Source organism: Hoeflea ulvae, assembly GCF_026619435.1.
In the GTDB taxonomy this organism is placed as follows: domain Bacteria; phylum Pseudomonadota; class Alphaproteobacteria; order Rhizobiales; family Rhizobiaceae; genus Hoeflea; species Hoeflea ulvae.
In genome coordinates this window covers 434300-447159 of sequence record NZ_JAOVZQ010000001.1, presented here as the reverse complement: position 1 = coordinate 447159, position 12860 = coordinate 434300, and the positions used below count along the sequence as shown (strand labels likewise).

At 61.3% G+C, this 12860-nt stretch carries 10 protein-coding genes and 1 pseudogene; 6 read left to right on the top strand and 5 right to left on the bottom strand.

Annotation, left to right across the window (positions count from 1 at the left end):
• Positions 1-74: 74 nt before the first annotated feature.
• Positions 75-1067, bottom strand: a complete 993-nt coding sequence (locus tag OEG82_RS02280) for a taurine ABC transporter substrate-binding protein (protein ID WP_267610846.1) — start codon at positions 1065-1067, stop codon at positions 75-77.
• A 347-nt stretch (positions 1068-1414) separates the two neighbouring features.
• Here OEG82_RS02280 and OEG82_RS02275 point away from each other — a divergent pair, with 347 nt between their 5' ends.
• Positions 1415-2797: an aminotransferase family protein gene (locus OEG82_RS02275; protein WP_267610845.1), complete on the top strand. Its 1383-nt coding sequence runs from the start codon at positions 1415-1417 to the stop codon at positions 2795-2797.
• A 208-nt stretch (positions 2798-3005) separates the two neighbouring features.
• Positions 3006-4478, top strand: a complete 1473-nt coding sequence (pdxR, locus tag OEG82_RS02270) for a MocR-like pyridoxine biosynthesis transcription factor PdxR (RefSeq protein ID WP_267610844.1) — start codon at positions 3006-3008, stop codon at positions 4476-4478.
• A 48-nt stretch (positions 4479-4526) separates the two neighbouring features.
• On the opposite strand, the gene xsc is transcribed toward pdxR, so the two are convergent.
• The 4 genes from xsc to OEG82_RS02250 all read right to left on the bottom strand — a co-directional run bounded on the left by xsc (position 4527) and on the right by OEG82_RS02250 (position 8714).
• Positions 4527-6311 carry a sulfoacetaldehyde acetyltransferase gene (gene xsc, locus OEG82_RS02265; RefSeq protein WP_267610842.1) on the bottom strand — a complete coding sequence of 595 codons (1785 nt, stop codon included), beginning with the start codon at positions 6309-6311 and terminating at the stop codon, positions 4527-4529.
• A 184-nt stretch (positions 6312-6495) separates the two neighbouring features.
• Positions 6496-6951 (bottom strand): DegT/DnrJ/EryC1/StrS family aminotransferase, encoded by a 456-nt coding sequence (locus OEG82_RS02260; RefSeq protein WP_267610841.1) that lies wholly within the window; start codon positions 6949-6951, stop codon positions 6496-6498.
• A complete protein-coding gene (locus OEG82_RS02255; RefSeq protein WP_267610839.1) occupies positions 6860-7699 on the bottom strand; it encodes a DegT/DnrJ/EryC1/StrS family aminotransferase in 840 nt (279 codons plus the stop codon). Before OEG82_RS02255 ends, OEG82_RS02260 begins: the two co-directional genes overlap by 92 nt.
• A 124-nt stretch (positions 7700-7823) precedes the next feature.
• Complete coding sequence (locus OEG82_RS02250; RefSeq protein ID WP_267610837.1) at positions 7824-8714, bottom strand: LysR family transcriptional regulator; 891 nt, start codon at positions 8712-8714, stop codon at positions 7824-7826.
• Between the two features lie 114 nt (positions 8715-8828).
• Between OEG82_RS02250 and OEG82_RS02245 the strand changes: the two genes are divergently transcribed.
• From OEG82_RS02245 to OEG82_RS02230, 4 genes and pseudogenes are all read left to right on the top strand, one after another.
• A complete protein-coding gene (locus tag OEG82_RS02245; RefSeq protein WP_267610836.1) occupies positions 8829-9788 on the top strand; it encodes an NAD(P)H-binding protein in 960 nt (319 codons plus the stop codon).
• A 306-nt stretch (positions 9789-10094) separates the two neighbouring features.
• The gene (locus OEG82_RS02240) at positions 10095-11378 is read left to right on the top strand and encodes a polyhydroxyalkanoate depolymerase (RefSeq protein WP_267610835.1); all 1284 of its coding nucleotides are present in this window, start codon (positions 10095-10097) and stop codon (positions 11376-11378) included.
• Between the two features lie 162 nt (positions 11379-11540).
• Positions 11541-11967, top strand: a pseudogene (locus OEG82_RS02235) (DUF2852 domain-containing protein).
• Between the two features lie 111 nt (positions 11968-12078).
• The gene (locus OEG82_RS02230; RefSeq protein WP_267610834.1) at positions 12079-12825 is read left to right on the top strand and encodes a M48 family metallopeptidase; all 747 of its coding nucleotides are present in this window, start codon (positions 12079-12081) and stop codon (positions 12823-12825) included.
• Positions 12826-12860: the final 35 nt, after the last annotated feature.

Here is a 12860-nt window from a genome sequence, read left to right as displayed (position 1 = left end):
ATCAGTGGAAATAGGTCTGCCGTGGTAGAAGGGCCGGACGGATATCCACCCGGCCCCTCGTTGATCTGATTTGGTTACATTTTCGCGGCGGCCGCAAGCGGACCTGCGTTGACGGCGCCGTCATAGGTGTCGCGCGAGGCCGGGATGTTGCCCTGTTCCTTGAAGAAGTCGCCCACACCCTTGAGGAATTCCGGCGTCGCCTTGCCGAGCCACTTGTCCGACAGCTGCTCTTCAACAGTCGGGAACTGGAAGCCCTTGAGCTGTGCGGCAGCATCCTCTTCGCTCATGCCGGAATCCTTGGCGATGACCGGCAGCATTTCCGCCGAGTCAGTGAGCCACATGGCATTCATGTCGGCAGTGACCTTGAGGAACTTGGCCAGAACATCGGACTGTTCGGCAGCAAAGGATGCCGGAACCGAGGTGACGTCATAGACGGAGATGCCGATGGCTTCCTTTTCCGCGCCGGTCAGCAGCACGTTGCCATGCTCCTTCATGCGCTGAAGCGAGCCACCCCAGCCGCAGACCATGTCGAGGCTGCCCTGGGCGAATGCCGCCGCGCCATCCGGCGGAGCCATGTCGACCACTTCCATAGTCGAGACATCGATGCCGAAATGTTCCATCTGCTTGAGGAAACCGTAATGGGCGGCAGTGCCGATCGGTACGCCGGCCTTTTTGCCTTCGAGTTCCTTGGCGCTGTCCTTGTCGATCTCGAGCTCTGCCTTGACCACGCAGTTGTCATTCTCGTTGTAGACCACGGCGATATCGGCGATCTGCAAATCCTGACCGGCGGAGGTGGCGACGACGAAGGGCGGAACCCCCTGGCTCACCGAAATATGAACATCGCCCGAAGCCATTGCGGCCGACATGGCGGTTCCGGCGTCGAAGGACTTCCAGTTGACCTTCATGCCCAGTGCTTCTTCATAGAGGCCCTTGACCTTGGCGTACTGGAACGGCATCGGCCATTCGAGGAAGTAGCCGACCGTGATTTCATCGGCCTTGGCCACCGATGCGGTGGCAACCATGGCAATGCCGGCCAGCAATGCGGAAATTCGTGATGCAGCTTTCATATGATGCTCCCTGTCAGAGCCAGCATGATGCCGGCCTTTCGATTGCAATTTCTTGCCGGACAAACCCGATAGGGCCTGTGGCGCTGTTCCCGTCTCTTGGCGTTCTTTTGTGGTGTATCTTGCGCCAATAAGGCCAAGTCGATCAAGTCGACAGTCAAAGCCATAGCGCCAATTTGTGCGGCAACACTGGTCCAGTTTTGGCAAAGCCGCTCAGGCCACTGGTTTTATTGGCGTTTTTCTGGCCATATGATTGAATAGCCACTGGCCCTATTCTCTTGCCCGGGGTTTCGGCGATGGTTTTGATGCCGAAGGACCGGCACTCACCCCATTGACGGGAGCGACCGCTCATGAATTTGCCCATTCAATCCAATGATATCCAGGCGGTTATCGAAGCTGATCGCGCCCATGTCTGGCACCATCTGATCCAACACAAGCCGTTCGAGACCATCGATCCGCGGATCATGGTCGAAGGCCGCGGCATGCGGGTGTGGGATGCAACTGGCAGGGAGCATCTCGACGGCGTGTCGGGTGGTGTCTGGACGGTCAATGTCGGCTATGGTCGCGAAAGCATCGCCGATGCGGTGCGCGACCAGCTGGTCAAGATGAACTATTTCGCCAACAGCGCCGGCTCGATCCCGGGCGCCATGTTCGCCAAGCAGCTGATCGACAAGATGCCGGGACTGAGCCGGGTCTATTATTCGAATTCCGGATCGGAGGCCAATGAGAAGGCGTTCAAGATGATCCGGCAGATTTCGCACCGGCATCATGGCGGCAGGAAATACAAGATCCTCTACCGCGACCGCGACTATCACGGCACCACCATCGGAGCGCTGTCGGCCGGCGGACAGCCGCAGCGGGTGGAACAATATGGACCGCTGGTTCCGGGCTTTGTCAGTGTTCCGCATTGCCTTGAGTACCGCAACCAGTATCCGGACGCGGAAAGCTATGGCCTGGCGGCGGCCAATGCCATTGAAGAGGTGATCCTGCGCGAAGGCCCCGACACCGTCGGCGGTCTCTGCCTCGAGCCGATCACGGCAGGTGGTGGCGTGATTACCCCACCGCCGGGCTACTGGGAACGGGTTCAGGAGATCTGCGCCAAGTACAACATCCTGCTGCATATCGACGAAGTGGTCTGCGGCGTCGGCCGCACCGGGGCCTGGTTCGGCTACCAGCATTACGGCATCAAGCCGGATTTCGTCACCATGGCCAAGGGCGTTGCCTCTGGTTACGCAGCAATCTCCTGTACGGTGACGACGGAAGCGGTGTTCGAGCAATTCAAGGATGATGCCTCCGACCCGATGTCCTATTTCCGCGACATCTCGACCTTTGGCGGCTGTGCCGCCGGTCCTGCGGCAGCACTTGAAAACATGCGCATTGTCGAGGATGAAAATCTGATCGAGAACACCCAGGTGATGGGCGAGCGGATGATGGACAATCTGCGCGCGCTGCAGGACAAGCATGCGGTGATCGGCGATGTGCGCGGCAAGGGGCTGTTTGTCGGTGCCGAGCTGGTCAGCGACCGCAAGACAAAGGATCCGATGGAGGAAAAGCGGGTCCACGCGGTGGTTGCCGACTGCATGGCCCAGGGCGTCATCATCGGCGCGACCAACCGCTCGCTTCACGGTTACAACAACACCCTGTGTTTCAGCCCGGCGCTGATCGCCACCGCACAGGACATCGACCAGATCACCGACAGTGTCGACCGGGCGCTGACCAAGGTGTTTGGCTGAACCGGCCACGCCGCATTTTCGCGCAAGGCCAAAGGGGCAGGACAATCACGATCCTGCCCCTTTCGCTGGACCGGGTCAGCCGATATGCTGGGACGAACCGACTGTGGCATCGTCCCGGGCTGTGACCGAGGTCGCGCTCAATCCGATCCACGGATCCATTAGGACAGAGCGACGTTTGCGCGTCAGGACTGGCGCGCGGGGCACGTGAATGCCGATACCGATAGACACATTTTTCCTCGATCCGAAATTCGAGGGGACGCTGCAGCAAAAAATCCAGAGGATGATCAGTGAGGGCGTGCTGTCAGGGCGCTTCATCCCGGGCGCCAAGCTGCCATCTAGCCGCAAACTGGCGGTTCATCTCGGCATTTCCCGGATCACCGTGACACTGGCCTATAGCGAGCTGGTTTCCGACGATTACCTGATCGCCAAGGGGCGCTCGGGCTATTATGTCTCGCCGACGGCGCCGCAGCGCAGCCGCTTCGAGACGCCCAAGGGCGTGGTCACCGATTGTGTCGACTGGAACAAGGCCATCGGGCAGCGATTCTCCGACCAGGTGATGCCGGAAAAGCCGATGGACTGGCGGAGCTATCCCTATCCCTTCATCTACGGCCAGGCCGATGACCGGATTTTCGATCACAGCAACTGGCGGCAATGCGCCTTGCAGGCGCTGGGCAAGCGCGAGTTTTCAACCGTCACGGCCGACAGCTTTGAACGCGATGATCCGGAACTGGTCAAATATATCGCGCTCAACACCCTGCCACGGCGCGGCATTCACGCCAAGCCGGAGCAGATCCTGATCACCATGGGCGCCCAGAACGCGCTGTGGCTGTGCGCCCATGTGCTGCTCAATCAACGCCGCATGGCGGCCATGGAAAATCCGGGCTATCCGGGCCTGCGGGTGGCGCTCAACCTGGCGCGCTGCACGGTTGCCTCGGTGCCGGTGGATGATTGCGGCATGGTGCTTGATGCGCTGCCTGCGGAAACCGATGTGGTCTTCACCACGCCGAGCCATCACTGCCCGACCAATGTGACCATGCCGCTCGAGCGGCGACGGGCGCTGCTGGAGCTCGCCAGCCGCAATGATTTCATCATTGTCGAGGATGATTACGAGTTCGAGATGTCGTTTCTCAATCCGCCGGAACCGGCGCTGAAATCGCTCGATGAGGAAGGCCGGGTGATCTATGTCGGCTCATTCTCCAAATCGCTGTTTCCCGGTTTGCGGCTTGGCTATGTCGTCGGCTCGGAAGTCTTCATCCGTGAAGCCCGGGCCCTGCGCGCCGCAATTTTGCGCCATCCGCCGGGTCATCTGCAACGCACCGCCGCCAATTTCCTGTCGCTGGGTCATTATGATGCGCTGGTGGCGCGGATGGGCCAGATCTACCGCAAGCGCCGCGAGATCATGCAGGAGGCGATCGCCCGGTGCGGGCTCGAATCGGTCGGCATCAATGTCGCCGGCGGATCCAGTTTCTGGATCAAGACGCCCGAGGGCGTGGACGCGCGCGACCTGGCGCTGGCGCTCAAGGATCGCGGCGTGCTGATCGAGCCGGGGCATGTCTTCTTCGAACGGCCTGAGGACGGCGCGCGCTTTTTCCGCATCGCCTATTCATCGATCGAGAGCGCCCGCATCTCCGCCGGCATCACGCTGATTGCCGAAACCCTGCACAGCTTCGGCAAACGCTGAGGCCACCCCGCCGGAGCGGGGCGGAGATCGGGTTATTCGCCGGTCCAGTCAGACAGCGCCCTTTTGCGGGCGCATGTCGTCGCGGCTGATGCCGGCCACGACCACCGGCTTCTTCATCGCGTCACGGCGGAACGGCTCGCCGAGTTCCTGATTGAGCACGATCTCGATGAAGGTTGTCTCGCCCTTCTTCATCTGCCGCTCGACCGCCTTGGCCAGTTCTTCGGTGAGACTGTGCTGATCCTTGACCACAACGCCATGGGCGCCGCAGGCCTGGGCGATCTTGGCATAGGACGTATCCCGGTCGAGTTCGGTGCCGACGAAATTGTTGTCGTACCAGAGCGTGGTGTTGCGCTTTTCCGCACCCCACTGGTAGTTGCGGAAGATGACCATGGTGATCGGCGGCCATTCATCGCGACCACAAGCGGTCATCTCGTTCATCGAAATGCCGAAAGCGCCATCGCCGGAAAAGCCGACAACCGGGACATCAGGCTGGCCGATCTTGGCGCCGAGAATCGAGGGAAAACCGTAGCCGCAGGGGCCGAACAGGCCGGGGGCGAGATATTTGCGGCCCTCTTCGAAGCTCGGATAGGCATTGCCGATGGCGCAATTGTTGCCGATGTCGGACGAGATGATGGCATTCTTGGGCAAAGCTGCCCGGATGGCGCGCCAGGCCTGGCGCGGCGACATCAGATCAGCATCACGCTGGCGCGACTGCGCATTCCACTCTGTGCCGGGATCATCCTCTTCATGATCGAGCGAGGAAAGCTCCTGCGCCCAGCGCGACTTGGTCAGCGAGACCAGATTGCGGCGGTCTTCGCGGCCGGCATTGCCGGCATCATCGGAGAGCTGGGCCAGAATCGAGCGCGCCACCTTGGTTGCGTCTCCCTCGATGCCGACAGTGACCTTCTTGGTCAGGCCGATGCGGTCGGCATTGATGTCGACCTGGATGACCTCGGCGTCTTTCGGCCAGTAGTCGATGCCGTAGCCCGGCAGAGTCGAGAACGGGTTTAGCCCGGTGCCGAGCGCCAGCACCACATCGGCCTTGGCGATCAGTTCCATCGCGGCCTTGGAGCCATTGTAACCCAGCGGACCGACGGCCAGCGGATGCGAGCCGGGGAAACTGTCATTGTGCTGGTAATTGGAACAGACCGGTGCATCGAGGCGGTCGGCAAGTTCGACAACGTCGGGGATGGCGCCGGAAAGCACCACGCCGGCGCCCGAAAGAATGACCGGAAATTTTGCTTTCGAGAGCAGCGCGGCTGCTTCGCTGATCGCCTGCTCACCGCCGGCGGGACGCTCGAAACGAACCATCTGCGGCAGCTCGACATCAATGACTTGCGTCCACATATCGCGCGGAATGTTCATCTGCGCCGGGGCCGAGCCGCGCCAGGCCTTCATGATCACCCGGTTGAGCACTTCGGGAATGCGGGACGGGTCGCGCACTTCTTCCTGGTAGCAGACGCAATCGGCGAACAGCCGCATCTGCTCCATTTCCTGAAAGCCGCCCTGGCCGATGGTCTTGTTGGCCGCCTGCGGGGTGATCAGCAGCATCGGCGTGTGGTTCCAGTAGGCGGTCTTGACCGGGGTGACGAAACCGGTGACGCCGGGGCCGTTCTGGGCAATGGCCATCGCCATCTTGCCGGTGGTGCGGATATAGCCGTCGCACATCAGACCGGCATTGGTTTCATGGGCGCAATCCCAGAAATTGATCCCGGCCTTGGGGAACAGGTCCGACACCGGCATCATGGCCGATCCGATGATGCCGAACGCATGTTCGATGCCGTGCATCTGAAGCACTTTGACGAAAGCTTCCTCGGTGGTCATTTTTGGCATGGGACACTCCTCTTTGTTACAGGCTAGAAACCACAACTGGCTAGATCAGCTCTAGTGCCAGTTTTTCTGTTTGACGACGCCAGATCAGTTGCGACCATCCGCGCACGCCGCGGGATCAGGAGCTCGCCGGGGAGGGGCTCTCCAGCTTCATGATCCTGGTTGCGGCATAAGCAGCCCACCCAGGTTAAACGCCGGCGGTTCCGGCGCGGCGGACGCAATCGGCAATGATCGATGCAATCTGGCGGCAGTCCTCGATCGAAAATGTCAGCGGCAGGCGCATGTCGAACAGGCTTGAGAGAATCTGATCGGTCTTTTCCAGCGTCTGCGGCTCGACATAATGCCAGCTGTGATGGTTGGAGGTGAAGGCCGCCGGCTCATGGGCGCCGAACCATTTCAGCTCGACACCGAGATCCTTTGCCGCGGCCACAAAGGCCTCAGCGGCCGGTGCGGAAATGCCCGGAAGCCGGAACTGGATCGAGCTGCCGACATAGCGCTCGCTTGCGGGGCGCTGTGGCAGGACCACGCCGGCGACAGTTTCGAGACCCTGTTCAACCGCCCGGTAGCGGGCGTTCCAGCGTTCGATATTGTCTTCCAGCCGCGACAGCTGCGGCAGCAGGATCGCGGCGCGCAGATTGTCCATGCGTCCGGACATGTTGGGGGTCTCGAGCCGGATCTCGCTCAAACACGTCTGCCGAGGGCGTCGCACCATGGCGCTGATATAGCATGTAGGAGCCCGACAGGATGATGGCGCGGGCCATGAATTCCGCATCGTCGGAGGTCAGCAATCCGCCCTCGCCGGAATTGAGGTGCTTGTAGGTCTGGGTGGAAAAGCAGCCCGCCAGGCCGAAATTGCCGCTTTTGCGACCGTTCCAGGCGGCCCCCATGGTGTGGGCGCAATCCTCGATCAGGATCAGGCCGTGGCGTTGCACGATGCCGGACAGACGCTCCATGTCGACCAGATGGCCGCGCATGTTCGACAACAGCAAGTAGCGGGCGCCGGACTGCTTTGCCTTGCGTTCAAGGTCGTCGAGATCGATCACCAGATTGTCTGTGATTTCAACCAGCAGCGGTTTTCCGCCTGCCGCGGCGATGGCGCCGGGCACCGGGGCCAGCGTGAAGCCGTTGGTCAGCACCACCTCGCCGGGTTCTAGCCCCGAGGCGCGCAGCGCGATTGTCATGGCGTAACCGCCCGAGGCGCAGGCCAGGCAATAGTGCGCGCCCTGATACTGGGCATAGGCCTGCTCAAGTTGTGCGGCTTCCGAGAGTTCACCGGGTGCGGTGTTGTAGCGGTGCAGGCGGCCCGATTTGAGAACCCTTGTCGCAGCAGCAATGGCGCTGTCGTCGAGACCTTCCTGCAGGGTGAAATCTCCGGCAAACGGTTTTGTCATCATTGCTCCTCACCCGGGCTGCGTCACGGTTCATCCGCTCTACACCACAACCCGGCCTGTCCGTTACCGCCAGTTCCGCCTGATCTATAGGGACACAGGCCGCCATGCAGGCAGCGGCCACCGGTCAGCCGGGCCGGCCCAGCGAAGCATAATCGCGCATGGCCTGATAAAGATAGTCGGCAACAAAGCGGATGCGCGGGCTGTTGCGCACATCGCTGTGCAGGGTCAGATAGGTCTCGAGCCGGGGCAGCGGCATGTCTTCGAGACAGGTTTCGAGATCGGGGGACGACGCCACCAGCGGCACCTGTCCGAAATGAATGCCGGCGCCGGCGCGTATTGCCTGCCACAACACCAGTTGGCTGTCCGACCGCAGCTTGAAGGCCGACCGGTTCAGCGTGACGCCGGCCTTGGCAAAGCCTTCGATGATCTCGTCCGAGCGATCATAGCCAATCAGATCATGGGTGAGCAGATCCTCGAGCCGCTGCGGTTTGCCGGCGCGGGCGAAATAGGCCGCACTGGCGCAGGGTATCAACGGAATGTCGGCAATGTGGCGGACCAAGAGGTCGAGCTGGTGCGGCCTGACCATGCGGATGGCGATGTCGGCATCGCGCCGCAACAGGTTCCCGACGCTGTTTGAGGCCACGATCTCGACTTCGATGGAGGGCTCCTGCCGTCTCAGTTCGGTGATCATGGCAGGCAGCACAAGCGCGCCGATGACCTCGCTGGCGGTGACCCGCACCGTGCCGGCCAGGTTTTCGGAGCGTCCGAAGGCAATGCGGGAGACCGCGTCGGCCGCTTCGCCCATCCGGCTCACCTGGGCCATCAGGTCGAGCCCGCGCTCGCTGAGCTGCTGGCCGCGCGGGCCGCGACGGAACAGCGGCGTGTCGAGCTGCCGCTCCAGCTCGCTGATATGGCGGCCGATCGAGGGCTGGCTCATGCCAAGCCGAGCCGCCGCCGCCGTCAGGCTTCCGGTTTCGGCCACCGCGAGAAAGCTGCGCAGCAAGTTCCAGTCCATCGGCGTCTTCTCCGGCACCATTCATTCATGCATGAACATCCAACATAATTGGGCGATTTTCAAATGAATATGAATGAACGAATATCGTCTTACCAACCAGAACAGGAGACGATCATGAAAACCATCGCAATTCTCGGAGCACGCGGCAGATTGAGCCGCATGGTGGCTCGCGCCTTTCTGGCGCAAAACTGGCGGGTCATCGCTATTACCCGTAACGGCGCATTGCCGGAGGGACTGAGCCAGGCAGAAGGCCGCGCCGCCGACGCCATGGACCAGGCGGCGCTGATCGCAGCCTGTCGTGGCGCCGATGTGATTTTCAACGGACTCAACCCGATCTACACCGAATGGGCGGACAGGGTTCCGGTGTTCACCGCCAATGTCATTGCCGCCGCCAGGGCCTCCGGCGCGCTGCATCTGCTGCCGGGCAATGTCTATAATTACGGCAGGAGCATTCCCGAAATCGCTGACGAGACCACCCCGATGCCGGGTGAAACAGCCAAGGGTAAAATCCGCAATGCAATGGAGCAAAGCTTCAAGGATGCGGCCAAGGACGGGGTCAAGACAAGCATCCTGCGGGCCGGCGATTTCTACGGCGGCGACGGACGCGGATCCTGGTTCGACCTGTCAATCACCGCCAGGCTCGACAAAGGTGTGTTCACCTGGCCGGGTGCGATGGATATCGATCATGCCTGGGCCTATCTGCCGGATCTGGCACAGGCCTTTGTCAAGCTTGCCGAAAAGGGATGCGATGAGACCGGCTTCGAAAGCTATACATTCGCGGGCCACAGCCTGAGCGGCACTCAAATGAAACGGCACATTGAAAAAGCTCTCGGCGGCAAATCCCTCAAGCGCGCCGGCATACCGTGGCTGCTGTTGCGTACCGGCGGCCTGGTTGTGCCGATGTGGCGCGAAATCTCCGAGATGTCCTATCTCTGGTTCACCCCGCACCGTTTGTCCGGAGACAAGCTCGCCGCCGCCATCGGACCGATCGCCGAAACCGCGCCCGAAAAGGCGGTGGCCGAGGCCCTGGCCGAACTGGACCATCAGGTTTCACAGCACAGCAAGGCTGCCTGAACGTCATTCAGGCGGCAAGAATCAGCGGATGCCGGCGCCCGTTTCCGGCATCCGGCTCGCGTGGCGCTAAAAGTAACCACTCAGACTTGACCGCAGCGACAGAATTTGTCCGGCCAAACAGCCGCTCCGGCTAGGCCAAAGGTCGCAAAAAGGCGGTTTTGCGCGGTCTTGTTGTTGCAATGCAACAAATCCGTGATAGGTTTCGGGACTGTTTGCGCGCTGCGACAAGTCAGACTCCGGCAAGGATATGACGTGCATGATGGCGGGAACGGGGCAGTCGAGCTGCCGGAAAAAGGGTAATTTTCCATGTTCTACCAGATGTACGAACTCAACCATGCGGCCATCGCGCCAATGCGGGCCTATGCCGATGCAATGCGGCTGTCATTCCGCAATCCGATCAATCCTTTGTCCCACACGCCGTTCGGCCGCGCCATGGGTGCCGGATTCGAGCTGTTCGAGCGCACCACGCGGCGCTACGGCAAGCCGGCTTTCGGGCTGGACGAGACGACGCTGGATTCGGGAAAGGTCTCGGTGCATGAAAAGATCGTCTGGTCGCGGCCATTCTGCAATCTGATCCATTTCGAACGCAGCCTGCCGTCAAAACACCGCTCCGATCCGAAGATCCTGGTGGTGGCGCCGATGTCAGGCCATTACGCCACGCTGCTGCGCGGCACGGTCGAGACCCTGCTGCCCAATGCCGAAGTCTATATCACCGACTGGACGGACGCCCGCATGGTGCCTGTCAGCGACGGCAAATTCGACCTCGATGACTATATCGACTACGTGATCTCGATGCTGCACGCGCTCGGCCCGGACACCCATGTGATGGCTGTGTGCCAGCCTGCCGTTCCGGTGCTCGCCGCCGTCGCGCTGATGGAAGAAAACGGCGACAGCTTCGCGCCATCGACCATGACGCTGATGGGCGGACCGATCGACACCCGCATCAACCCGACCGGCGTCAACGAACTGGCCCAGGCCAAGCCGATCGAATGGTTCGAAGACAATGTGATCATGCAGGTGCCGTTCCCGCTTCCGGGCTTCTCCCGTGACGTCTATCCGGGCTTCCTGCAGCTGTCGGGCTTCATGACCATGAATCTTGACCGCCACATGATCGCGCAGAAGGATTTCTACCATCATCTGGTCAAGAATGATGGCGATTCCGCCGAACGTCACCGGGATTTTTACGACGAATATCTGGCGGTCATGGACATGACGGCCGAATTCTACCTGCAGACAGTCGACACTGTGTTCATCAAGCATTCGCTGCCCAAGGGCGAGATGATGCATCGCGGACACCGGATCGACACCAAGGCCATCCGCAATGTCGCGCTGCTGACCATCGAAGGCGAGAATGACGACATTTCGGGTCTCGGCCAGACCGAAGCGGCACAGACCATCTGCCCCAACATTCCCGACGACATGCGTCACCATTATGTGCAGCCCGATGTCGGCCATTACGGCGTCTTCAACGGCTCGCGTTTCCGCGCCGAAATCGCGCCGCGGATTCTGGATTTCGCCCGCACCCATGCCCAGGAAAATCGCGGCAAGAAACCCGCGCCGAAGGTCATCAAGGGTGGCCGCAGCGGCTGACGCGGAAATTCAACGGCGTTTTAGAGGTTCGAAATTTCTCAGTGAAAACAGGGAAATATCGGATTTCCGTGGCCATTTTCTTGAATAGGCCTGCGATTCATACCACATCAAATACACTAGGGAACGATCCCCGCTTCCCTTCACCTGATGAGGTTTTACCTGATGACACAGACCGCATTGATCTCGTCCCGCATGGACACCGGCGACCATCGCCTTGATGGTTTTGGGTTTCATGGTTTTCTGGCCGCTGGGCCTGGCCATGCTCGCCTATATCATCTGGGGTGACCGGCTTGACGCCTTCAAGGCAGACGTGAACCGCGCAACCGATGATTTCGCCGGCGCGTTCCGCAAGAAAAGCGGCAATGGCATGCGCTCCAGCAGCGGCAATGCAGCCTTTGACGACTGGCGCGATGCCGAAATGGCCCGGCTGGACGAGGAACGCAAGAAGCTCGACGAGATGCGCCGCGAATTCGACCAGCATATGCGCGACCTGCGCATGGCGCGTGACCGCACCGAGTTCGAGCAGTTCATGGCCGCCCGCCAGAACAAGGCCGCCAAGACCGGCCCGGCGCCTGAAATCGACGGCTGAATGCCAATCCCCGCAAATAAAGGCGGCGTCCTGTCCAGGGCGCCGCTTTTTCGTGCACGCCAGCGCGCTTTTTCGCACATGCCCCCGCAGCGAATCGGATAAAACGCCCCCATGTTCGGATTTGGCCGCACGGCTCCCAGGAAAACCACGGCACGGCCGGCGGCGATCACCGTCAATGGCCGCGAGCTGCCGCTGACTGTGCGGGAGAACGCGCGGGCGACGCGGATGACGCTGCGGATCGAGCCCGGCGGCCAGGCGCTGAAACTGACCGTGCCGCGCGGCCTTCCCGAGCGTGAGATCGATGAATTTCTCACTCGCCATCATGGCTGGCTGATGACCCGGCTGGCCCGCGTCACCGAAGCCGGACCGCTGGCCCAGGACAAGACCATCGCCATTCGCGGCGTCGATCACCGCATCGAACTGACCGGCAAGCTGCGCGGCCTGGCCGAAGAAACCGAAATCGACGGCGTGCCGACGCTGATGGTGTCGGGCGCGGAAGAACATGTCGGACGGCGCGTGAGCGATCACCTCAAGCGGGTGGCCAAGCGCGAGCTCGAGGCGGCCGTGCGGATGCATGCGGCAACGCTGGGCAAACCGGTGCGGGCGATCGCCTACAAGGACACCAAGAGCCGCTGGGGATCCTGCACCTCCGAGGGCAATCTGGCATTTTCCTGGCGCATCGCCATGGCGCCGGATTTCGTCATCGACTATCTCGCCGCCCATGAGGTGGCGCATCTGAAGGAAATGAACCACGGCCCCGGTTTCTGGGCCACCTGCGAGCAATTGTGCCCGCGCACCAAGGAAGCCAAGCGCTGGCTCAAGCAGAACGGCTCGCGGCTGTTCGCAGTGACGTTCTAGGGGTCAAGCACCGGTTGCCCGGCACCTGCGGAGCT